The following is a 21,106-nucleotide window of genomic DNA, read 5'->3' as shown; positions in this document are numbered from 1 at the left end:
GGCAGGGTCAGAACGGGTACCAGCGCACCGACTCGTCCCCGTCCCGCAGGGACGCCACCCGTCGCTCGAACTCGGCGCGTGCCTTCGGGTTGGCCGGCGCGTGCTGGGCGACCCAGGCGCAACTGGCCGTCTCACGGGCGCCGCGCAGCACCGAGCAGCCCTCCCACTCGCGCACGTCCCAGCCGTAGGCGGAGGTGAAGGCGTCGTACGCCTCGGCGGGCAGTCCGTAGCGGTCGCGGGAGAGGACCATCACCACGAGGTCGTGCTCGCGCAGGTCGGCGGAGAAGGTCTCCAGGTCCACCAGGACCGGGCCGTCCGGGCCGATGTGCACGTTGCGGGGCAGCGCGTCCCCGTGGATCGGGCCCGGCGTCAGACGGGGCGTCAGCGCGGCGGCCGCCGAGGCGAAGCCGTCGCGGCGGGCGCGCAGATAGGCCGCGTCCTCGGGGTCGATCGCCTCGCCCGCGAGCCGCAGCCAGCGCTCCACACCGCCCAGCAGCTCGCGGGGCGGCAGCGGCACCGGGGGAGCGGGCAGGGCGTGCACCAGCCGCAGCAGCTCGGCCAGGTCGCGGGGTTCGGCGGGGCGTACGGCCTCGGGCAGCCGGTGCCACACGGTCACCGGGTGGCCGTCCACCAGCAGCGGTTCGGGCTCGGCCGCGCGTACGGCGGGCACCCCGGACTCGGCCAGCCAGCCGGCCACGGCCAGCTCGCGGCGGGCCCGGTCGAGCAGCTCGGCGTCCCGGCCGACCTTGACCACCAGGTCCCCGGCGGCGAACACGGCGTTCTCGCCGAGGGCGAGGAGGCGGGCGTCCGCCGCCGGCGGCAGCACCTTCGCCCCGGCCAGTACCGCCCTCGCCCGTGCCTCGTCCATCGTGCGCCTCCGTGGCATGTGTCGGTGATCCCTGCCGTGTCGAGGGGCCAGTCTCGCATTCGCACAGGTTGGACAGTGTGTGCGGTGTGTGCGGTCCCTTGACGGGGCGCGCTGGGTTCACGACCATGAACACGCCAACCGAGCCAGGCAAAGGGGCTGATTCCATGACAACACCGGTGAGATCGCCGGTGACCTCACCGGTCGAGGCGCGGCGTCCGCCCAGGCGCACCGGCGGCCGCGACCACGCCGTCTGGTTCCTGGTGCTGCCCGCCCTGATCCCCATCCTCGTGCTCAGCGTGGGCCCGCTGCTCTACGGCATCCTGCTGTCGTTCACCGACGCCCAGTCCGGCCGCACGTCGCCGACCCGCTGGATCGGCGCGCTGAACTTCCAGGACCTGCTGCACGACACCCTGTTCTGGGAGTCGTTCCGGATCGGCCTGGTGTGGGCGGTCGGCGTGACCGTGCCCCAGTTCCTGCTGGCGCTCGGGCTGGCCCTGCTGCTCGATCAGGACCTCAGGCTGCGCTGGCTCGCCCGCGCCCTCGCCATCGTCCCCTGGGCCATGCCCGAGGTCGTCGTCGGCATCATGTGGCGCCTGGTCTACAACCCGGACGCGGGCATCCTCAACGAGACGCTGCGCGACCTCGGCCTCGGCGACGGGCGGGACTGGCTGAGCGGGCTGGCCACCGCGCTGCCCGCCGTCATCGTCGTCGGCGTCTGGGCGGGGATGCCGCAGACCACGGTCGCCCTGCTCGCCGGGCTCCAGAACACCCCGCGCGAACTCCACGAGGCGGCCGCCGTGGACGGCGCCGGCGCCTGGCGGCGGTTCCGCACGGTCACCTGGCCGGCGCTCAGACCCGTGGCCCTCTCCATCACCGCGCTCAACCTGATCTGGAACTTCAACTCCTTCGCCCTGGTGTACGTGCTCACCAGCGGCGGACCCGGCGGAAAGACCCGGCTGCCCATGCTGTTCGCCTACGAAGAGGCTTTCCGCTACGGCCAGTTCGGCTACGCGGCCGCGATGGGCTGCGTGATGGTCGCGGTGATCTCGATCGTGCTCGCGGTGTTCCTCGCGGGACGGCTGAAGGGAGGCGAGGACGCGTGAGGACCCGGCCCGCGGCCCGCGCGGGGCAGTACGCCGCCCTGCTGGCCTACCTGATCTTCCTGGCGTTCCCGTTCCTGTGGCTGCTGTCCACCGCGTTCAAGCCCCCGCGTGAACTCGGCAGCCTCCACCCCACCTGGATACCGCGCCACCCCACCCTCGCCAACTTCCGGCAGGCCTTCGAGGAGCAGCCCCTGCTGCACGCCGCCCTCAACTCCCTGCTGGCGGCGCTCGGCGCGGCCGTCGTGGCCGTACTCGTCGCCACCCCGATGGCGTACGTCATGGCCCGGCACCGCACCCGGCTCGCGCGGGCGGCGAGCGGCTGGGTCGTGGTCAGCCAGGCGTTCCCGTTCGTCCTGATCATCATCCCGCTGTTCCTGGTGCTGAAGCGGCTGCGGCTGATCGACTCCCTGGCCGGGCTGACCCTGGTCTACGTGGTGTGGTCGCTGCCGTTCGCGCTGTGGATGCTCGTCGGCTACGTCCGGGCGGTCCCGGCCGAGCTGGAGGAGGCGGCCGCCGTCGACGGGGCGGGCAGGGTGCGGACCCTCGTGTCGGTGACGGCGCCGCTGCTCGCGCCGGGCATCGCGGCGACGGCGCTGTTCGCGTTCGTCACGGCGTGGAACGAGTTCTTCTTCGCGCTCGTGCTGCTCAAGAGCCCCGGCAACCAGACCCTGCCGGTCGTCCTCACCCATTTCATCGGCGCGGAGGGCGTCGCCGACCTCGGCCCGCTGGCCGCGGCCGCGTTCCTCGCCACCCTGCCCTCCCTCGTGGTGTTCGCCCTTCTCCAGCGGCGGATCACCCAGGGCCTGATCGCCGGAGCGGTGAAGAGCTGATGCGGACACGGATCACCACGGCGGTCGCCGCCCTGCTGCTGCTCCTCGCGGGCTGCTCCACGGGCGGCACCCGTGACGACGGCCGGATCACCCTGCGCTTCCAGTCCCTCGCCTGGCAGCAGGAGTCCGTCGCGGCCAACAAGGAACTGGTGCGGGAGTGGAACGCCGCCCACGAGGACGTCAAGGTCGAGTACGTCCAGGGCAACTGGGACGGTGTGCACGACCAGTTGCTCACCTCCTTCGAGGGCGGCGAGGCGCCCGACGTCATCCACGACGCCTCCGACGACCTCGCCGACTTCGCCTACGGCGGTGACCTCGCCGACCTGAGCGGCCTGCTGCCGGAGCGGCTCAAGTCCGACATCCCGCAGCGCAGTTGGCAGGCCACCACCTTCGGCAAGGGCGTCTACGGCGTGCCCTTCCTCCAGGAACCCCGCGTGCTCGTCGCCAACTCCGCCTGGCTGCGCAAGGCCAGGGTGCGCATCCCGACGCCCGGGCACCCCTGGAGCTGGGACGAGTTCCGCAGGATCACCGCGCAGCTCAGCGGCGAGGGCAGGTACGGGGTCGCCTGGCCGCTGAAGGAGCCCGTCTCCGTCACCCTCAACCTCGGGCTCTCGGCGGGCGGCACGCTCTTCGAGCGGGGGAGCGACGGCAAGGTGACCGTACGCTTCGGGGCCGGTGACGCCGTCGTACCGCGCACCGTGCACGACCAGGTCGCCCGCGACCGCAGCGCGCCCGCCTCGACGCTCGGCAGCGGCGGCTCGGACACGCTGCCCGGCTTCTTCGGCGGCCGGTACGCGATGGTCCCGCTGGGCTTCTCCTACCGCCAGCAGATCGAGCAGCAGGCCCCGAAGGGCTTCGAGTGGCAGGTGCTGCCCGCCCCGGCCGGCGCCGACGGGCTCACCCAGGGCGTCAGCCCGCAGACCCTCTCGATCGCCGAGGACTGCACGCACAAGAAGGAGGCCGCCGCGTTCATCGACTTCCTGCTGCGGCCGAAGAACATGGTCCGCCTCGCCCTCGGCGACTGGATGCTGCCCACCGGCACCCAGGCCCTCGCCGATCCGGCCCTGCACACCGCCGAGCACGGCTGGGCCACCGGCACCGCCCTGGCCGGCCACCTCCGCCCGGCGCCCGCCCAGTCGGTGCGCGGCTACCCGGAATGGAAGGACAAGATCGCCACCCCGGCCTACCAGGAGTACTACAGCGGCGCCATCGGCCTCGGCGAACTGCGCAAGCGGCTGGAGGAGGACGGCAACCTGGTCCTGGCCCGCTACCAGCGCTGACCGGGCGCCGGAGAAATTCGTTCGAGCGGGCCGCCCGGCAGCACCTAGCCTCGGGACCATGACACCTCCGAGCCCCGCCCACATCGCCATGTTCTCCATCGCCCAGCACGGCCATGTGAACCCCAGCCTGGAGGTGATCAGGGAACTCGTCCGACGCGGCCACCGGGTCACGTACGCCGTCCCGCCGGTCTTCGCCGAGAAGGTCGCCGCCACGGGCGCCGTACCCGTGCCCTACACCTCCACCCTGCCCGGTCCCGAGGCCGATCCCTCGGCCTGGGGCACCACGCTGCTGGACAACGTCGAGCCCTTCCTCGCCGACGCGATCCAGGCGCTGCCCCAGCTCGTCGAGGCGTACGAGGGCGACGAACCCGACCTGGTCCTGCACGACATCGCCTCCTACCCCGCCCGCGTCCTGGCCCACCGCTGGGGCGTGCCCGCCGTCTCCCTCTCCCCGAACCTGGTCGCCTGGGAGGGCTACGAGGAGGAGGTGGGGGAGCCCATGTGGGAGGAGCCCCTGAAGACCGAGCGCGGCCGGGCCTATTACGCCCGGTTCGCGGGATGGCTCGCGGAGAACGGCATCACCCAGCACCCGGACCCGTTCGCCGGCCGCCCCGCCCGCTCCCTGGTCCTCATCCCCAAGGCGCTCCAGCCGAACGCCGACCGGGTCGACGAGCGCGTCCACAGCTTCGTCGGCGCCTGCCAGGGCGACCGTGCCGACCAGGGCGACTGGCGGCGGCCGGACGACGCCGAGAAGGTGGTCCTCGTCTCCCTCGGCTCGGCCTTCACCAAGCAGCCCGCCTTCTACGCCGAGTGCGTGCGCGCCTTCGGTGACCTGCCCGGCTGGCACCTCGTCCTCCAGATCGGGCGCCATACGGACCCGGCGGAACTCGGCGACCTGCCCGACAACGTCGAAGTCCATTCCTGGGTACCGCAGTTGGCCGTACTGCGACAGGCCGACCTGTTCGTCACCCACGCGGGTGCGGGCGGCAGCCAGGAGGGGCTGGCCACCGCCACCCCGATGATCGCCGTCCCCCAGGCCGTCGACCAGTTCGGCAACGCCGACATGCTCCGGGCGATCGGCGTGGCCCGGACCCTGGCCACCGAGGAGGCCACCGCCGACCGCCTCCGCGAGACCGCCCTCGCGCTGGTCGACGACCCCGAGGTGGCCCGCCGGCTGAAGGAGGTCCAGGCCGGGATGGCGGAGGAAGGGGGCACGACGCGCGCCGCCGACCTGATCGAGGCGGAGCTGCCCGGACGCTGAACTCCGGTGGAGAAACGTTGTCGAACCAGTCACAAGATCGTGGAGGAGTTGATCCGCACCCGCTGGATCCGCAAGAGTCTCCCGCGACGGGCGTACCGTCCAGTACGGCCGTCGTGCCCGCCCCCACGGGGCACGACGGCCGTTCTATCGTGTGCGGATGACGACGACGTACGCGGCGCTGCTGCGCGGGATCAACGTGGGCGGCAGCAAGAAGCTCCCGATGGCCGATCTGCGAACCCTGCTGACGGGCCTCGGACATGACGACGTGCGCACCCACCTCCAGAGCGGCCAGGCCGTGTTCACGGCCTCCCAGGGTGATGAGGGCATCCTCGCCGGGGAGTTGAGCGCGGCCATCGAGAAGCGGTTCGGCTTCCCGGTCGACGTGATCGTGCGCGACCACGCCTATCTGACGGCGGTCGCCGACGCCTGCCCGTTCCCCGCCGCCGAACTGGAGGCGAAGCAGTTGCACGTCACCTACTTCTCCGCCCCGGTGGACGCCGAGCGCTTCGCCGGGATCGACACCGCCGCCCGCCTCCCCGAGGAGTTCCGCCTCGGCGACCGCTGTCTGTACCTGTACGCCCCCGACGGGCTCGGCCGCTCCAAGCTCGGCGAGGAACTGGCCCGCCCGCGCGTCACCGGGGGCCTGGTCGCCACCACCCGCAACTGGAACACCGTGCGCAGACTGGTGGAGCTGACCGGCTGACGGCGCCCTCTACCGGACAACCGGGGAAAGTCAACCCCCGTTCACTCCAAAGGGTTGATTGCTGGTGCCGTCGGCCGCTCGGTGGGTAACGTCGCGGTCCGAGCCGACCCGGCACGCTCCCCTCGCCGCAGCCCGGCCCCCGTAAGGCCCCCGGATCAGGAGTGAGGACACACGACGTGAACGCGTACAACCACCCCGGCAGCACCTCCGGCCGCCCGGTACCCGGCGGCGACGGTACCGACCTGGAGACCCTGATCCAGCTCGCCGACGGGCTCGTCGCCGCGCTGCACGCGGAGTACCCGGTGCTCCTCGCCCACGGCGAGGTCATCCAGGCCGAGCTGGCCCTCGCCGCCGACGACGGCTTCCCGCCCAACCGCGGGCGCATCCGCCACCAGCTCGACGACCTCTGCATCGGCGCCGCGGCGGGCACCGGCACCCTCGAATACACCCGGCGCCTGACCACCGCGCTCAACCTCTAGAACACGCTCAGACGCTCAGGCGCCCACGGCCACCGGGACCGACCGCAGCGCCTCGGAGTACCGGTCGAGCAGCACCCGCGCCACCTCCGGCGCCGGGCCCAGCACACCGGCGAGGACGTCCGCGCCGGCCGCGCCCCGCGCGATCCGGTCCGGCAGGAAGCCCGGCGCCAGCACATAGGGCGCGACGGCCACCCGCTCGCATCCTCGCGCCCGCAGCTCCCGGACGGCGTCCTCGGTGCGCGGGAGCGAGGCGGAGGCGAACGCGGGTCGCACGGCGCACCAACCGGTACGCCACCACTCCCGCGCGATGTCGGCGATCACCGCGATCGCCTCCGGGTCGGAGGACCCCGCCGAGGCCAGCACGACCCCGGTCGAGGACTTGTCGGCGGGGTCGAGCCCCGCCTCGTACAGGCGCCGCTCCAGCGCCGACACCAGCAGCGGCGAGGGGCCGAGCACCTCCGCCTGCCGGATGCGCATCCCGCGCGGGGCCTCCCGCAGCACGGCCGGGATGTCGGCCTTGGCGTGGAAGGCGCGGGTCAGCAGCAGCGGCTGCGCCACCACCTCCCGCACCCCGTCGGCCGCCAGTGACTGAAGCACCCCGCGCACCGAGGGCACGTTGAAGTCGAGGAAGCCGGTCACCACTCTGAGGTCCGGCCGCATCGACCGGACCCGCGCCACCAGGGCGTGCACGGTCGCGGCATGCCGGGGATCCCGGCTGCCGTGGGCGACGACGAGGAGAACGGGTTTGTGGTGCATGGGATTTCAGCTCTTCACCAGCAGGCCCCGGCTGCGCAGCACCCACCGCTCCAGCGGACTGAAGATCAGCAGGTCGACCGCGATGCCGACGAACAGGATCAGCAGGATGGCCTCGAACACCATCGCCATGTCGAGCGCGTTGCGGCCGTTCTCCAGCAACTGGCCGAGGCCGACGCCCAGATCGGGGAAGGACGCGATGATCTCCGCCGCCATCAGCGAGCGCCAGGCGAACGCCCAGCCCTGCTTCATCCCGGCCACGTAGCCGGGCAGCGCGGCGGGCAGCGTGATGTGCCAGACCCCGCGCAGCCCGCCGGCGCCCATGGTGCGGCCCGCCCGCAGGTACAGCGGGGGCACCTGGTCGATGCCGGACACCAGGCCGTTGGCGATGGAGGGCACCGCGCCGAGCAGGATCACCGCGTACATCATCGAGTTGTTCAGGCCCAGCCAGATCACCGCCGGGGGCACCCACGCCACCGAGGGCAGCGACTGGAGCCCGGAGAGGATCGGACCGATGGCCGCGCGGACGAACCTCACCCGCGCCACCAGCAACCCCAGCGGGGTGCCGATCAGCAGCGCGAGCCCGAAGCCGAGCAGACCGCGCGAGACGCTGGTCCAGATGTAACCGAGGAGCTTGCCCTCCAGCCAGTCCCGCTGGACCGCCTCCCACACCGCCCTCGGCGCGGGCAGCTTGGTGGGGTCGGAGACGACCCCGAAGGACACCAGGGCCTGCCAGACCAGCAGCACCACCAGGACCGCGGTGAGCGGCGGCACGACCTTCGTGACCAGGGTCTGCTTCAGCGGCGCCCGTGTGCCGTGCCGCGTCTCCAGGGCGTCGAGGCCCGCCTCCACGCTCCCCGTGTCGGCGGCCGGTTTCGTGTCAGTGCTGGCCATGGCGGCGGATCTCCCCTCGCAGCGCCTCGGTGATCTCCAGGGACAGTTCCGCCACGGGGGCGTCCTCGATGCGGCGCGGCTGGGGGATGTCCACGGTCCACTCGTGCGCCACCTTGCCCGGCCGGGAGGACAGCAGCACGACCCGCTGGGCCAGCCGTACCGCCTCGCGCACGTTGTGCGTCACGAAGAGCACGGACAGCCCGGTCTCCGCCCAGACGCGGGTCAGCTCGTCGTGCAGCACGTCCCGCGTGATGGCGTCCAGCGCCGCGAACGGCTCGTCCATCAGCAGCAGGCCGCTCTCCTGCGCCAGCGCGCGGGCGAGTGCGACGCGCTGCCGCATACCGCCGGACAGTTCGTGCACCCGCTTGCCGTACGCGCCCTTCAGCCGGACCAGTTCGAGCAGCGACTCGGCCTTGTCGCGGCGGTCGGCCTTGGGCACGCCGCGCAGGCGCAGGGCGAGTTCGATGTTCTTGCCCGCGGTCAGCCACGGGAAGAGGGCGTGCTCCTGGAACATCAGGGCCGGGCGGCCGTCGGTGTCGATGGACCCGGCGCTCGGCCGGTCCAGCCCCGCCACCAGGTTCAGCAGGGTCGACTTGCCGCAGCCCGAGGCCCCCAGGAGGGTGACGAACTCGCCGGGCGCGACATCGAGGCTGATGTCGTCCAGCACGAGCTGCTGCCCGCCCGGAGCCGGGAACGCCTTCGAGACGTGGTCGAGGCGGGCGGCGTACTCGACCGCCGGGCCGGCCTCGGTGAGAGTGGTGGCCATGGTCGTCACCTCCTGGGGACTCATCGGTTGGCGGCGGTCAGTTCGTGCCGAGCCCGGCGGCGTCGACCTTGGGGGCGCCCTCGGCGCCGAGGACCTTGTTGAGCAGGGTCAGGTCGTAGATCCCCTTGAGGTCGGGCTTGGCCAGCAGGCCCGCCTTGACCGCGTGGTCGGCCTCGGTGTCCAGGGTCGCGGCCAGCGGGTCGTCGGTGGTCTGGATCGACTTCCACGCCGGGTCCAGCACGGCCGGGGGCAGCGACTTGCCGGAGTCGGCCTCCAACTGCTTGTTCGCCGACTCCTTGGCCGCGTCCGGGTTGGCCTTGATCCACTTGTTGGTGCGCACCGAGGCCCGCAGGACCGCCTCGACGGCCTTCGGGTGCTCCTTGAGGAACTTCTGCGACACGATCACGTTGGTGATCACGAACTTCTTGTCCGGCCACAGGTCGGACTCGTCCAGCAGCACCTTGCCGCCCTCGGCGACCAGCTTGGACGCGGTCGGCTCCGGCACCCACGCGCCGTCCACGGAACCGGCCTTGAAGGCGTCCGGGGTCACCTTGTTGTCGCTGCGGACCACGGTGACGTCACCCTTGCCGGACTGCGCGTCGACCTTCCAGCCCTGCTCCGCCGCCCAGTTGAGGAAGGCGACGTCCTGGGTGTTGCCCAACTGTGGCGTGGCGATCCGCTTGCCCTTGACGTCCTTGACCGACTTGATCTTCTTCGGGTTCACGACCAGCTTCACCCCGCCGGACGCCGAACCGCCGATGATCTTCAGGCTGCGGCCGCCGGACTTGGTGTAGCCGTTGATCGCGGGGGAGGGGCCGATCCAGCCGATGTCGATGGAGCCGGAGTTGAGCGCCTCGATCTCGGAGGGGCCCGCGTTGAAGGTGGCGTAGTCGGCCTTGGTGGCGCCCAGTTCCTTCTGGAAGAGGCCTTGCTGGCGGCCGACCAGCGCGGTGGCGTGGGTGAGGTTGCCGAAGTAGCCGATCTTGACGGAGTCCAGGCCGTCGATCTTCTTCGCCCCGGCGGCGACCTTCTGGTTGGCGGCGTCGTCCTTGGCCTCGGACCCGTAACCGCAGGCCGCGAGAGCCAGCAGGGGGAGTACGGCGAGGACGGTGAGACCGCGGCGCGGCAGCGGCGAACTGTTGGCAGGCACGGGAGGCGTTTCCTCTCGTCGGCCCGGCGGTCACGGCGGTCAGGCCGTGGCCGGGAGGTCGATGGGTCTTCGTCGTCGCAACCGGGACGTCGTCGGGTGGGAGGAGGGGGTCACGTGGGGGAGCAGGGCGCGCGAGCGGTGCGCGTACGTCAGCGCGCACATCGCGCGACCCCGCCCTGCCCGGAGCCGAGCGCGCCGCTGCCGATGCGGCCGCCCTCCTTGGCGAACGTCGAGAAGACCTCGGTGCGTTGCATGGTCAGAAGTCCCACCCGTCGTCGTCGGCGTCCGTCACCGGCTCGGGCGCGGCGAAGGACTCGCCGACCATGCCCGCGGTGAGGGTGGTGCCGTCGCTCGGGTCGATCAGGATGAAGGAGCCGGTGCGGCGCGAGTCGGCGTAGGAGTCGACCGGCAGCGGCTCGGCGGTACGGATCTTCACCCGGCCGATGTCGTTGGCGGCGAGCGTCCCCGGATGCGGGTGCAGGGACAGGTCGGCCAGGGTGAGCCGGGACGGGATGTCCTTGACGATCGCCTTCACCGTGCGGGTGCCGTGCTTGAGCAGCACCCGGTGGCCCACGGTCAGCGGCTGGTCGGCCACATGGCAGACGGTCGCCTCCACGTCCTGCGTGGTCGCGGGCGCGTCCTTGCTCGGCACGATCAGGTCGCCGCGCGAGACGTCCACGTCGTCCGCGAGCAGCACGGTCACCGACTGGGTGGTCCACGCGACGTCGACCGGCTCGCCCAGCAGGTCGATCCCGGCGATCCGGCTGGTGCGGCCGGACGGCAGCACCGTGACCTCCTCGCCGACCCGGAAGGTGCCGGACGCGATCTGCCCGGCGTAGCCCCGGTAGTCGGGGAGTTCGGCGGTCTGCGGGCGGATCACGTACTGCACCGGCAGGCGGGCGTGGCAGTGCGCCAGGTCGTGGCTGACCGGCACCGTCTCCAGGTGCTCCAGGACCGTCGGGCCGCCGTACCAGTCCATGCGGGCGGAGGCGTCGACCACGTTGTCCCCGGCGAGCGCCGAGATCGGGATCGCGGTGACCTCCGGGACGCCCAGCTCGGTGGCGTACGCCGTGAACTCCTCGGCGATGGACGCGAAGACCGCCTCCTCATAGCCGACCAGGTCCATCTTGTTCACCGCGAGCACCACGTGCGGCACGCGCAGCAGGGCGGCGATGGCCGCGTGGCGCCGGGTCTGCTCGACCACGCCGTTGCGGGCGTCGACCAGGACCACGGTCAGCTCGGCGGTGGAGGCGCCGGTGACCATGTTCCGGGTGTACTGCACATGCCCCGGCGTGTCGGCCAGGATGAAACGGCGGCGCGGGGTGGCGAAGTAGCGGTACGCCACGTCGATGGTGATGCCCTGCTCCCGCTCGGCCCGCAGGCCGTCGGTGAGCAGCGCCAGGTCGGGCGCCTCCTGGCCACGGCTCGCCGACGCGCGTTCCACGGCCTCCAATTGGTCCACCAGGACCGACTTGGAGTCGTGCAGCAGCCGTCCGACCAGGGTGGACTTGCCGTCGTCGACGGAGCCCGCGGTGGCGAACCGGAGCAGGGTGGTGGCCGAGAGCGCCTCGGTGGTGATCGTGCTCATGGTCAGAAGTACCCCTCGCGCTTGCGGTCTTCCATCGCGGCCTCGGAGAGCTTGTCGTCGGCGCGGGTCGCGCCGCGCTCGGTCAGCCGGGACGCGGCGATCTCGGTGATGACCGCCTCCAGGGTGGTCGCGTCGGAGTCGACGGCGCCCGTGCAGGACATGTCGCCCACCGTGCGGTACCGCACCAGCCGCGTCTGGACCGGCTCGGTCTCCTTCGGGCCGCCCCACTCGCCGGCCGTCAGCCACATGCCGCTGCGAGAGAAGACCTCGCGCTCGTGCGCGAAGTAGATCTCCGGCAGCTCGATGCCCTCGCGGGCGATGTACTGCCACACGTCCAGCTCGGTCCAGTTGGACAGCGGGAAGACCCGGACGTGCTCGCCGGGCGCGTGGCGGCCGTTGTACAGGTTCCACAGCTCCGGGCGCTGGCGGCGCGGGTCCCACTGGGAGAACTCGTCGCGCAGCGAGAACACCCGCTCCTTGGCGCGCGCCTTCTCCTCGTCGCGCCGCCCGCCGCCGAACACCGCGTCGAACCGCTCGCTCTGGATCTTCTCCGTCAGCGGCAGCGTCTGGAGCGGGTTACGGGTGCCGTCGGGACGTTCCTTGAGCACACCCCGGTCGATGTAGTCCTGTACGGAGGCCACATGGAGGCGCAGCCCATGTGCGGCCACCACACGGTCCCGGTACTCCAGCACCTCGGGGAAGTTGTGTCCCGTGTCCACATGGAGCAGGGCGAAGGGCACGGCCGCGGGCGCGAATGCCTTCAGCGCCAGATGCAGCATGACGATGGAGTCCTTGCCCCCGGAGAACAGGATCACCGGGTTCTCGAACTCGCCCGCCACCTCGCGGAAGATGTGCACCGCCTCGGACTCCAGCGCGTCCAGGTGGGAGAGGGCGTACGGGCTGTCCGTACCCTCGCCGTCACCCGTGACCTTGGCGACGGTCGTCATGCCAGTCCCCTCTCGCCGAGCAGGGCGTGCACCGCGGCCGCCGACCGCGTGACGCTCTGCCCCTGCGTCTCGATCCTCAGATCCGGCGCCGCCGGCTCCTCGTACGGGTCGTCCACGCCGGTCAGCCCGGTCAGCTCGCCCGCCGCCTGCCGGGCGTACAGCCCCTTCACGTCGCGCTCGCCGCACACCTCGACCGGGGTCGCCACATGGACCTCCAGGTACGGGGTGCCGTTCGCCGCGTGCCGCTTGCGGACCGCCTCGCGGCTGTCCGTGTAGGGCGCGATCACCGGGACCAGCGCCAGCACGCCGTTGCGGGCGAGGAGTTCGGCCACGAAGCCGATGCGCTGGACGTTGGTGTGCCGGTCCTCGCGGGCGAAGCCGAGCCCGGCCGAGAGGAACTCGCGGATCTCGTCGCCGTCGAGCACCTCGACGCGGTGTCCCTCGGCGCGCAGCCGGCCGGCCAGTTCGGTGGCGATGGTGGTCTTGCCGGCGCTCGGCAGACCAGTGAGCCAGACGGTGGCTCCGGTCGTCACGTGTTCTCGCTCCTCGTATCGCTCGGTCGTCATCCGTGCAGCCCGCATTCGGTCTTGCCCCGCCCGGCCCAGCGGCCCGCCCGCGCGTCCTCCCCCTGGAGCACCCGGCGGGTGCACGGGGCGCAGCCCACCGAGGCGTAGCCGTCCATCAGCAACGGGTTGGTCAGCACGCCGTGTTCGGCGACGTAGGCGTCCACGTCGTCCTGGGTCCAGCGGGCGATGGGGGAGACCTTGACCTTGCGGCGCCGGGCGTCCCAGCCGACGACCGGGGTGTTCGCCCGCGTCGGCGACTCGTCCCGGCGCAGCCCGGTCGCCCATGCCTGATATCCCGTCAGGCCCGCTTCCAGCGGCTGGACCTTGCGCAGGGCGCAGCACAGGTCGGGGTCGCGGTCGTGCAGCCGGGGTCCGTGCTCCGCGTCCTGCTCGGCGACGGTCCGCTCGGGGGTGAGCGTGATGACGTTGACGTCCATCACGGCGTCGACGGCGTCACGGGTGCCGATGGTCTCCGGGAAGTGGTAGCCGGTGTCGAGGAACACCACGTCCACGCCCGGCCGCACCCGCGCGGCGAGGTGGGCCACCACGGCGTCCTCCATGGAGGAGGTCACGCAGAACCGCTCGCCGAAGGTCTCCACCGCCCAGCGCAGCACCTCCAGCGCGGGCGCGTCCTCCAGATCCCGGCCCGCCCGCTCGGCCAGGTCCCTCGACTCGTCTTCGGTGCGCTCGTCCTGAGCGGTCGTCATATCCGGTCGTCCCCTCCGTCGTCGCCCCGCTTCAGCCCTCGGGCCAGCAGGCCCAGGAACTTGAGCCGAAAGGCGCGATTGCAGGCTCCGCATTCCCAGGCGCCATGGCCCTCTTCGCTCGGACGCAGGTCCTCGTCACCGCAGTAGGGGCAGTGGAACGGTGCGGCACGCTCGCTCACGACAGCGCCTCCTCACTGGCCCGCGCGGCCCACACGGCGAACCGCTCGCCGTCCGCGCGCTCGGCCTCGTAGCGGCGCAGGACGCGCTCGACGTAGTCGGGCAGCTCCTGCGAAGTCACCTTCAGGCCGCGGACCTTGCGGCCGAAGCCCGCCTCCAGGCCGAGCGCGCCGCCCAGGTGCACCTGGTAGCCCTCGACCTGACGGCCCTCCTCGTCCAGCATCAACTGGCCCTTGAGGCCGATGTCCGCCACCTGGATGCGGGCGCAGGCGTTCGGGCAGCCGTTGAGGTTGATGGTGATCGGCTCCTCGAACTCCGGCAGGCGCCGCTCCAGTTCGTCGATGAGGGCGCTGCCGCGCGCCTTGGTCTCGACGATGGCGAGCTTGCAGAACTCGATGCCGGTGCAGGCCATCGTGCCCCGCCGGAACGGCGAGGGGCTGACCCTCAGGTCCAGCGCCTCGAGACCGGCGACCAGCGACTCGATCCGGTCCGCCTCGACGTCCAGCACGATCATCTTCTGCTCGGTGGTGGTGCGGACCCGGCCGGAGCCGTGCTCCTCGGCGACCCCGGCGATCTTCGCCAGCGTGGCACCGTCGACCCGGCCGACGCGCGGGGCGAACCCGACGTAGAAGCGGCCGTCGCGCTGGCGGTGCACGCCGACGTGGTCACGCCAGCGCTCCACCGGCTGCTCGGGCGCCGGGCCGTCGACCAGCTTGCGGCCCAGATACTCGTCCTCCAGGACCTGGCGGAACTTCTCCGGGCCCCAGTCGGCGACCAGGAACTTCAGCCGGGCGCGGTTGCGCAGCCGTCGGTAGCCGTAGTCGCGGAAGATCGAGATGACGCCCTCGTAGACGTCCGGCACCTCCTCCAGCGGCACCCAGGCGTCCAGCCGCACGCCGAGCTTGGGGTTGGTGGACAGGCCGCCGCCCACCCACAGGTCGAACCCCGGTCCGTGCTCGGGGTGTTCGACGCCGACGAACGCGATGTCGTTGATCTCGTGCGCCACGTCCAGCAGGGGCGAGCCGGAGACCGCGGACTTGAACTTGCGCGGCAGGTTGGAGAAGTCCTTGTTGCCGATGATCCGGCGCTGGATCTCCTCGATGGCCCAGGTGCCGTCGATGATCTCGTCCTCGGCGATGCCCGCGACCGGCGAGCCGAGGATCACGCGCGGGACGTCGCCGCACGCCTCGGTGGTGGACAGGCCCACCTCCTCCAGCCGCCGCCAGATCTCGGGCACGTCCTCGATCCGGATCCAGTGGAGCTGGATGTTCTGCCGGTCGGTGATGTCGGCGGTGCCGCGCGCGAACTCCTGCGAGATCTCGCCGACGACCCGGAGCTGGGCGGTGGTCAGCCGGCCGCCGTCGATCCGCACCCGCAGCATGAAGTACTTGTCGTCCAGCTCCTCCGGCTCGAGGATCGCGGTCTTGCCGCCGTCGATGCCGGGCTTGCGCTGGGTGTACAGACCCCACCAGCGCATGCGTCCGCGCAGGTCGTTGGGGTCGATGGAGTCGAAGCCCCGCTTGGAGTAGATCGTCTCAATGCGTGTCCGCACATTGAGACCGTCGTCGTCCTTCTTGAACTGTTCGTTGCCGTTGAGCGGGGTGTGGTGTCCCGCCGCCCACTGGCCCTCACCACGGTGACGACTCACCTTGCGGCGGGGCGCGGCGGCAGCGGGGTCCTGGGGACTGGGGGCCATGGTTCTACGTCCTTAGGAACAGGCGGCAAATCTGAGACAGGCGGAAAATCGGCTCTGGCCTGCGCGCATGGGCGCACGCGGGCATACGTACGCGGCGCTGCGCTGAACGGAAGATGCGAAAGAGGTCGGCGGTGCTGGGGTGTTCAGCTCGCCCGACACATGGCGCTGGACATGCGGCCGAGGTCGACGTGCCGTCGACTCACCAAGGCGATTCCAGTTCCAGACATGACGGCAGCGTGTCACGCGCGTCTCGGGCCAGTCCACCATTGTCCGTCATCTGGACGGATCTATTCTGAATGGCGAGACGAACGTGCGGCGGTCAGTCGCCCAGGAACGCGCCCGGCCACGGTCCGGGCGTCGGCAGCTCCGGCTCCAGTTCCACCTTCGTGTCGAACAGCGTGAAGCCGCGCCGCAGATAGTTGTCCAGCGCGTGCGGGCCGTCCTTGCTGCACGTGTGCAGCCACACCCGCTTGACCGGGGCGAGATCCGGCCAGCGCGTGGCCAGGTCCCAGGCGCGGGCCGTGCCCACCGACAGCAGATGGCCGCCGATGCGGCGCCCCCGGAACGCGGGCAGCAGCCCGAAGTAGGCGATCTCCACCACGCCCTCCCCGGTCGCCTCCAGCTCGACGTACCCCGCGGGAGTGCCCCGCTCGTACGCCACCCAGGTCTCCACGCCCGGCCGCGCCAGGTACTCCCGCCACCGCGCGTGGGTCCAGCCGAGCCGGTCGATCCAGCGGATGTCGCCGCCGACCGAGGCGTACAGGAACCGGCTGAACTCGGGGGACGGCGCCTCGGCCCGCACGATCCGCACCTCGTCGCCCTCGGGCGCCGCGGCGGGCAGGAGATCGGCCGACGAGGTCTGTTCCAGGGACCAGGTGGTGACAGGAATGCTGCTCATGGGCTCAGGGAACCATCCCGCCCACCGGACTGTCGATCGTCTTCGGCGGCCGCGCCGCTCAGTCCAGTGAGCGTTCGAGCGCGGCCAGCGGGACGGAGAACAGCATGCGGTCCGACAGCGACCACACCTCGCCGGTCTCCTGCCAGTACGACAGCGACACCGCCGACTCCGTCCAGCAGTGGTGCGAGCCGTCCGAACCGCAGCGGGCGCTCTTCGCGCCGTCCGCGTCCTGCCGCCACAGCCCGCCCCGGCCGTCCTGCGCGCCGGGCAACTGGCCGGTGTACCAGGACGCGTCCGCCGCCCCGGCGTGCCGGTACGACAGCACGCCCCGTACGCCCCGCGCCTTCGTCCGGAACACCTCCACGGCGTCGGTGTGCCCGGCGGAGTCGGTGGCGAGCAGGCCGCCGCGCGCCGGGGCGGAGCTGAACGCGTACCGCCACAGCCGGGCGCGGCGCTCGCCGTCCGGGGCGGTGCGCTCGGCCGCGACCAGGCTGTCCGGCGCGGTGCTCCGGTCCAGCGCGAGCGGGCCCGGGCAGGGCGGGCGGCCGGTGGCGCAGCGGCCCTGGGCGTAGCGGTAGGAGCCCACGGCGGGCAGCACGTACCGGTAGCCGGCGGCCGACCAGCCGTGCGGCACCCGGCCGACGGCGGGATCGGCGGTGGTGGTGCGCTGGATGCGGTCGAGGTCGTAGACGTAGAGCGCCTCGGCGCCGCCGTCGGACGCGGTGACCAGCAGCTTTCCGTGGTTCCAGACCATGCCGGAGACGCCCGAGGTCAGGGCGCGGTAGTCGCGGCCGCCGTCGACGGGCACGACCAGCAGGACCCAGCGGTAGACCGGCCGGGCGGGATCGTCGAGGTTGGTGAAGGCGACGCGGGTCAGGCCCCGTTCGGCCGTGCTCCCGGAGTCGGTGGCGTGCGTCCAGCCGGCCAGCACCACCCGGTGCCGGCCCCAGACGCCGTCCTCGTCGGCGTCGCCGGAGGTGGTCACGGCGGCGGGCCGCCAGGAGGTGTCGGCGGTGTCGGCCGGGTCCCAGCAGTAGGAACGGGTGGCCTCGGGGGTGAGGGGGAGGGAGGAGCGGTCGGCGTCGGCGCAGTCGGCGCCCACGCGCATCCGGCGGTCTGCGTCACCGAGCACGGCGTCCACCCCGACCGGGCGGCCCATGGACCCGGAGAGCCGGTTCAGGACGGGGGCGGGCTCCAGGTGCTCCTGGAGCCGCAGCGGAGCGGTGTCGCCGACGGAGGTGAGCGGCCTGAGCGCGCCGGGGTTCCCGGCGACCTCGGCCTGCGAGGTGCTGATCAGCGTGGCCGCCGCGGTGAGCGCCAGCCCGGTCCCGGTGAGGGCCGCGCGCAGGGCGAGGCCCCGTCTGCGCCTGCGGTGTCTGCCGCGTTGCTTCATGTCTCCTCCCGAGGCGGGCCAACTGCGCCAGGCGATCGTCGCGTTGATCACCCGGCACTGGGCGGACCCGCCACGGATGCTACGGCAGCACGCGGTGCGCCGGGGGCAAGTGGACGCAAATACGCGGCGGGTGGCCGGTGTGCGGCAGGAGGCGCCCGGCGTGAAAGGGGGCGCTCAACGCGTCCCCTGTGCCGTACGGCGCCGTGCCACCGCCGGTGCCGTCGAACGCGGCAGCAGGTCACGCGGGTCGTCGGGAAGCAGCACCTCGGCCTCGGCGTCCTCCCGCAGCCGGTACGGCCGATGCAGGAGGAGCGCCCCGAGATATCGGCGTACCCGTGACATCTCGGCCCGGACGGTGACCGTGCGGGACGGGTCGCCGAAGACGTCCTCGGCCAGCCCGCCGCACTGCGCCCGGCGCGCTGTTGTGCGAGCAGGTACAGCAACTCCGCGTGCCGCTCGCTCAGTTCACGGCTCCAGATGCCGCCTGCCTCGGACACCGTGAGCAGCCGGCGCTCCGGCCGGGACAGGTCCAGCACCAGACGCCCGGTACCGCCCGGTGGCTCGGCGGACGCCCGCAGCAGCCAGCCCCCGGCCAGCGGCTCCACCGCGCACGCACCCAGTCCCGGCAGCCGACACCGCCCCGGGGAAAGGGACTTGGGCAGCGCGATCCGGCGTACGTACGGCATCCCCGTCACGGCCGCCGACCAGCCGTCCCGGTCCACCGCGAGCGCCGGGCCGTCCAGTTGGGCCAGCACCGGCGCGGCCACCGCACGCAGCCGCTCCAGGGAGTCCAGGTGCATCTCGCGCAGCCGGGCCTCGGCGAGCCGGGCGACCGACTCCACCCAGGCGAGGGTCGCCGGATGCATGGTCTCCAGCGGCCCGCTGATGTCCACCACGCCGATGAGCCGCCCGTCCCTGGGATCGGTGACCGGCGCGCCCGCACAGGTCCAGGAGTCGTGCGAGCGGACGAAGTGCTCGGCGGCGAACACCTGGACGGGCCGCCCCACCACCGCCGGAGTGCCCACCCCGTTGGTGCCCACGACCTCCTCGCGCCAGTCCGCGCCCACCTCGAAGCCGAGCCCGTCCGCCCGGCGCAGCACCGAGGGCGACCCCTCCCGCCACAGCACCCGGCTCTCGGCGTCCGCGACGACCATGATGTGCCGGGCCACGTCCGCGACCGAAAGCAGCCCCTGGCGCAGTACCGGCAGCACGTGCCGCAGCGGCGACTCCTCCCGGCGGCGGTGCACCTCCTCGGCCGTCAACAGCCCCGATCTGACGTGGCGGTCGGGGTCGACGCCGCCGCGCAGCATGCGCTCCCAGGACTGTCCGATCACCGGCCGGGGTGCCATCGGCGCAGGTCGTCCGGCGAGCGTCGCCTCGCGCACCTGCCTGAGCATCCGCGCCGTGCGCCGGGCGTCCACGGCGGCCAGACGCGCCAGGTCCATCGGCGGGTTCACCACGGGAGTCCTTCCCTGTCCGGACAGCGCGCACGGCCTGTCAAGCCGTCCGGGCGGCGGTTTCCGGTCGGCCGACGTCCCCCATACTGCCGCCGTCACGGGGCCCGGGAACACCCTCCGCGCACTGTCGGCGACAAGTTGCAACCCCCTGCAACCCTGGTGAACCCGGAAAGGGAGCAGGAGACTTGAGCCCCGCGCCGCCTCCGGTGGCTCCCGCCCCGGTCGCGGGCCCGTGCGGCGGGGGTTGTGCCGAGTCGGCGCGGCACCACCCCCGCGGCACCGCGGCGTCCGCCCGGGTCCCTCGGTGCACGCCCCGCGAGGTGAGGGGCGCGCGGTGCGGCGGATACCGTTAGGACGTGCAGTCAGCAAGCGAATCCCCCCAGCGGCCCCACGGTCGCCTCCACCGGGCCAAGGCCCTCTACCAGAACGTCTCCAAGCGGAGGACGGCCTGGTTGCTGCTGACGGACACCGTCAATTCCTGCATGGAGTACCGCATCCTGGGCCTGGCCGCCGAGGCCGCGTTCTTCACGCTGCTGTCCGTGCCCCCGCTGCTGCTCAGCCTCATCGGCCTGCTCGGCTACGTCGACGACTGGACCGGCGCCGACACCATCCACAGCCTGGAGACCAACCTCCTAGAAGCCTCCCGCACCGTCCTGTCCGACAAGGGCGTCAAGGAGATCGCCGAGCCGATCCTGGACGACGTGATGAAGGGCGGCCGGCCCGACGTCATCTCCATCGGCTTCCTCTTCGCCCTCTGGTCGGGCTCGCGCGCGGTGAACGTCTTCATCGACACCATCACCGTCATGTACGGCCTCGACGGTGTCCGGGGCATCGTCAAGACCCGGATCATGGCGTTCCTGCTGTTCGTGGTGGCCCTGCTCATCGGCTCCGTGGCGCTGCCGCTGATGGTGGCCGGGCCGGACGCGGTGGTCGGGGTGCTGCCCTGGTCGGAGACGGTCGTCCAGGTGCTGTACTGGCCGGTCGTCATCGTGCTGTCCATCGTCTTCCTGACGACGCTCTACCACGTCTCCGTCCCGGTCCGCTCGCCGTGGATCGAGGACGTGCCCGGCGCGTTGGTCGCGCTCGCCATGTGGGTGCTGGGCAGCCTCCTGCTGCGCGTCTACCTCACCCACACCATCGAGGGCGCCACCATCTACGGCTCCCTCGCCGCCGCCGTCGCCGTACTGCTGTGGATCGGTGTGTCCGCGTTCGCCGTGCTCGTCGGCGCCGCCGTCAACGCCGCGATCGACCGGGTCTGGCCCGCCGCCGCCACGGCCGCCGCCCGTGAGGCCAACGAGCGCCAGCGCGAGGCCCAGGTCGCCGAGTACGTCGCCTGGGCGGCCGCGCTGCGCGAGTCCGACCCGGACGACCCCGACATGCCGTCCGAGTTCCCCGAGCGCTGGTCCCGCTTCCTGCCCCCGGAGGACATCACCGGCCGGCTGCGGGGCCACACCAGGAACGGCCACCAGCCGCCCAAGCGCTCCGAGGACGACTGACCGTACGGACGGTCGGTGTGCCGGAATACATCCACCGGCCGCGACGCTCTGAGAGGCAGATGTGGTGCGCGCCGCCACGGCGGGCGCGCCGGCG

At 72.2% G+C, this 21,106-nt stretch carries 21 protein-coding genes and 1 pseudogene; 7 read left to right on the top strand and 15 right to left on the bottom strand.

Annotated elements, in window-relative coordinates:
• Nucleotides 1-7 precede the first annotated feature (7 nt).
• Entirely contained in the window at nucleotides 8-868 is an 861-nt protein-coding gene (locus HEK131_RS20820) for a phosphotransferase enzyme family protein (protein WP_244336525.1), read from the bottom strand.
• Between the two features lie 164 nt (nucleotides 869-1,032).
• Here HEK131_RS20820 and HEK131_RS20815 point away from each other — a divergent pair, with 164 nt between their 5' ends.
• From HEK131_RS20815 to HEK131_RS20790, 6 genes are all read left to right on the top strand, one after another.
• Nucleotides 1,033-1,971 carry a carbohydrate ABC transporter permease gene (locus tag HEK131_RS20815; protein WP_432215655.1) on the top strand — a complete coding sequence of 313 codons (939 nt, stop codon included), beginning with the start codon at nucleotides 1,033-1,035 and terminating at the stop codon, nucleotides 1,969-1,971.
• Entirely contained in the window at nucleotides 1,968-2,801 is an 834-nt protein-coding gene (locus HEK131_RS20810) for a carbohydrate ABC transporter permease (protein ID WP_244336523.1), read from the top strand. The genes HEK131_RS20815 and HEK131_RS20810 overlap by 4 nt, the downstream gene beginning before the upstream one ends.
• Nucleotides 2,801-4,081 (top strand): ABC transporter substrate-binding protein, encoded by a 1,281-nt coding sequence (locus HEK131_RS20805; protein WP_244336522.1) that lies wholly within the window; start codon nucleotides 2,801-2,803, stop codon nucleotides 4,079-4,081. The genes HEK131_RS20810 and HEK131_RS20805 overlap by 1 nt, the downstream gene beginning before the upstream one ends.
• 58 nt (nucleotides 4,082-4,139) lie before the next feature.
• Nucleotides 4,140-5,342, top strand: a complete 1,203-nt coding sequence (mgt, locus tag HEK131_RS20800) for a macrolide-inactivating glycosyltransferase (protein WP_244336521.1) — start codon at nucleotides 4,140-4,142, stop codon at nucleotides 5,340-5,342.
• A 157-nt stretch (nucleotides 5,343-5,499) separates the two neighbouring features.
• Nucleotides 5,500-6,045: a DUF1697 domain-containing protein gene (locus HEK131_RS20795; RefSeq protein ID WP_244336520.1), complete on the top strand. Its 546-nt coding sequence runs from the start codon at nucleotides 5,500-5,502 to the stop codon at nucleotides 6,043-6,045.
• A gap of 176 nt (nucleotides 6,046-6,221) precedes the next feature.
• The gene (locus tag HEK131_RS20790; RefSeq protein WP_217463253.1) at nucleotides 6,222-6,524 is read left to right on the top strand and encodes a hypothetical protein; all 303 of its coding nucleotides are present in this window, start codon (nucleotides 6,222-6,224) and stop codon (nucleotides 6,522-6,524) included.
• Between the two features lie 15 nt (nucleotides 6,525-6,539).
• Here HEK131_RS20790 and HEK131_RS20785 read toward each other — a convergent pair whose 3' ends face one another.
• From HEK131_RS20785 to HEK131_RS20725, 14 genes and pseudogenes are all read right to left on the bottom strand, one after another.
• Complete coding sequence (locus HEK131_RS20785) at nucleotides 6,540-7,280, bottom strand: sirohydrochlorin chelatase (protein ID WP_217463252.1); 741 nt, start codon at nucleotides 7,278-7,280, stop codon at nucleotides 6,540-6,542.
• 6 nt (nucleotides 7,281-7,286) lie between these two features.
• Nucleotides 7,287-8,171, bottom strand: a complete 885-nt coding sequence (locus HEK131_RS20780) for an ABC transporter permease (RefSeq protein WP_217463251.1) — start codon at nucleotides 8,169-8,171, stop codon at nucleotides 7,287-7,289.
• The gene (locus HEK131_RS20775; protein ID WP_244336519.1) at nucleotides 8,158-8,937 is read right to left on the bottom strand and encodes an ABC transporter ATP-binding protein; all 780 of its coding nucleotides are present in this window, start codon (nucleotides 8,935-8,937) and stop codon (nucleotides 8,158-8,160) included. The genes HEK131_RS20780 and HEK131_RS20775 overlap by 14 nt, the downstream gene beginning before the upstream one ends.
• Before the next feature lie 37 nt (nucleotides 8,938-8,974).
• Complete coding sequence (locus tag HEK131_RS20770) at nucleotides 8,975-10,087, bottom strand: aliphatic sulfonate ABC transporter substrate-binding protein (protein ID WP_244336518.1); 1,113 nt, start codon at nucleotides 10,085-10,087, stop codon at nucleotides 8,975-8,977.
• 256 nt (nucleotides 10,088-10,343) lie between these two features.
• Nucleotides 10,344-11,675, bottom strand: coding sequence for a sulfate adenylyltransferase subunit 1 (locus HEK131_RS20765; RefSeq protein WP_217463248.1), 1,332 nt, complete (start codon nucleotides 11,673-11,675; stop codon nucleotides 10,344-10,346).
• Between the two features lie 2 nt (nucleotides 11,676-11,677).
• On the bottom strand, nucleotides 11,678-12,622 hold the full coding sequence (gene cysD / locus HEK131_RS20760) for a sulfate adenylyltransferase subunit CysD (RefSeq protein WP_161149783.1): 945 nt from the start codon (nucleotides 12,620-12,622) through the stop codon (nucleotides 11,678-11,680).
• Complete coding sequence (gene cysC, locus HEK131_RS20755; protein ID WP_432215654.1) at nucleotides 12,619-13,203, bottom strand: adenylyl-sulfate kinase; 585 nt, start codon at nucleotides 13,201-13,203, stop codon at nucleotides 12,619-12,621. Before cysC ends, cysD begins: the two co-directional genes overlap by 4 nt.
• A complete protein-coding gene (locus HEK131_RS20750; RefSeq protein ID WP_244336516.1) occupies nucleotides 13,185-13,895 on the bottom strand; it encodes a phosphoadenylyl-sulfate reductase in 711 nt (236 codons plus the stop codon). Before HEK131_RS20750 ends, cysC begins: the two co-directional genes overlap by 19 nt.
• Complete coding sequence (locus HEK131_RS20745) at nucleotides 13,892-14,074, bottom strand: hypothetical protein (protein WP_130336901.1); 183 nt, start codon at nucleotides 14,072-14,074, stop codon at nucleotides 13,892-13,894. The genes HEK131_RS20750 and HEK131_RS20745 overlap by 4 nt, the downstream gene beginning before the upstream one ends.
• Nucleotides 14,071-15,768, bottom strand: a complete 1,698-nt coding sequence (locus tag HEK131_RS20740) for a nitrite/sulfite reductase (RefSeq protein ID WP_244336515.1) — start codon at nucleotides 15,766-15,768, stop codon at nucleotides 14,071-14,073. The genes HEK131_RS20745 and HEK131_RS20740 overlap by 4 nt, the downstream gene beginning before the upstream one ends.
• A gap of 143 nt (nucleotides 15,769-15,911) precedes the next feature.
• Nucleotides 15,912-15,995 (bottom strand): putative leader peptide, encoded by an 84-nt coding sequence (locus tag HEK131_RS30345; protein WP_350748019.1) that lies wholly within the window; start codon nucleotides 15,993-15,995, stop codon nucleotides 15,912-15,914.
• A 92-nt stretch (nucleotides 15,996-16,087) separates the two neighbouring features.
• Complete coding sequence (locus tag HEK131_RS20735; RefSeq protein WP_244336514.1) at nucleotides 16,088-16,666, bottom strand: GNAT family N-acetyltransferase; 579 nt, start codon at nucleotides 16,664-16,666, stop codon at nucleotides 16,088-16,090.
• 58 nt (nucleotides 16,667-16,724) lie between these two features.
• On the bottom strand, nucleotides 16,725-18,059 hold the full coding sequence (locus HEK131_RS20730; protein WP_244336513.1) for a hypothetical protein: 1,335 nt from the start codon (nucleotides 18,057-18,059) through the stop codon (nucleotides 16,725-16,727).
• A gap of 174 nt (nucleotides 18,060-18,233) precedes the next feature.
• Nucleotides 18,234-19,504, bottom strand: a pseudogene (locus HEK131_RS20725) (GAF domain-containing protein).
• A 368-nt stretch (nucleotides 19,505-19,872) separates the two neighbouring features.
• Between HEK131_RS20725 and HEK131_RS20720 the strand changes: the two are divergent.
• Nucleotides 19,873-21,012 (top strand): YihY/virulence factor BrkB family protein, encoded by a 1,140-nt coding sequence (locus HEK131_RS20720; protein WP_217463241.1) that lies wholly within the window; start codon nucleotides 19,873-19,875, stop codon nucleotides 21,010-21,012.
• Nucleotides 21,013-21,106: the final 94 nt, after the last annotated feature.

The organism is Streptomyces seoulensis (assembly GCF_022846655.1).
In the GTDB taxonomy this organism is placed as follows: domain Bacteria; phylum Actinomycetota; class Actinomycetes; order Streptomycetales; family Streptomycetaceae; genus Streptomyces.
This window is presented reverse-complemented; position numbering and strand designations above follow the sequence as displayed.

Excerpts from the sequence above, each read along its gene's own strand:
- HEK131_RS20820 (WP_244336525.1), bottom strand. The coding sequence starts at position 868 with ATGGACGAGGCACGGGCGAGGGCGGTACTGGCCGGGGCGAAGGTGCTG.
- HEK131_RS20815 (WP_432215655.1), top strand. The coding sequence starts at position 1,033 with ATGACAACACCGGTGAGATCGCCGGTGACCTCACCGGTCGAGGCGCGG.
- HEK131_RS20805 (WP_244336522.1), top strand. The coding sequence starts at position 2,801 with ATGCGGACACGGATCACCACGGCGGTCGCCGCCCTGCTGCTGCTCCTC.
- mgt (WP_244336521.1), top strand. The coding sequence starts at position 4,140 with ATGACACCTCCGAGCCCCGCCCACATCGCCATGTTCTCCATCGCCCAG.
- HEK131_RS20795 (WP_244336520.1), top strand. The coding sequence starts at position 5,500 with ATGACGACGACGTACGCGGCGCTGCTGCGCGGGATCAACGTGGGCGGC.
- HEK131_RS20785 (WP_217463252.1), bottom strand. The coding sequence starts at position 7,280 with ATGCACCACAAACCCGTTCTCCTCGTCGTCGCCCACGGCAGCCGGGAT.
- HEK131_RS20780 (WP_217463251.1), bottom strand. The coding sequence starts at position 8,171 with ATGGCCAGCACTGACACGAAACCGGCCGCCGACACGGGGAGCGTGGAG.
- HEK131_RS20775 (WP_244336519.1), bottom strand. The coding sequence starts at position 8,937 with ATGGCCACCACTCTCACCGAGGCCGGCCCGGCGGTCGAGTACGCCGCC.
- HEK131_RS20765 (WP_217463248.1), bottom strand. The coding sequence starts at position 11,675 with ATGAGCACGATCACCACCGAGGCGCTCTCGGCCACCACCCTGCTCCGG.
- cysD (WP_161149783.1), bottom strand. The coding sequence starts at position 12,622 with ATGACGACCGTCGCCAAGGTCACGGGTGACGGCGAGGGTACGGACAGC.
- cysC (WP_432215654.1), bottom strand. The coding sequence starts at position 13,203 with ATGCGGGCTGCACGGATGACGACCGAGCGATACGAGGAGCGAGAACAC.
- HEK131_RS20750 (WP_244336516.1), bottom strand. The coding sequence starts at position 13,895 with ATGACGACCGCTCAGGACGAGCGCACCGAAGACGAGTCGAGGGACCTG.
- HEK131_RS20740 (WP_244336515.1), bottom strand. The coding sequence starts at position 15,768 with ATGGCCCCCAGTCCCCAGGACCCCGCTGCCGCCGCGCCCCGCCGCAAG.
- HEK131_RS30345 (WP_350748019.1), bottom strand. The coding sequence starts at position 15,995 with ATGTCTGGAACTGGAATCGCCTTGGTGAGTCGACGGCACGTCGACCTC.
- HEK131_RS20735 (WP_244336514.1), bottom strand. The coding sequence starts at position 16,666 with ATGAGCAGCATTCCTGTCACCACCTGGTCCCTGGAACAGACCTCGTCG.
- HEK131_RS20730 (WP_244336513.1), bottom strand. The coding sequence starts at position 18,059 with ATGAAGCAACGCGGCAGACACCGCAGGCGCAGACGGGGCCTCGCCCTG.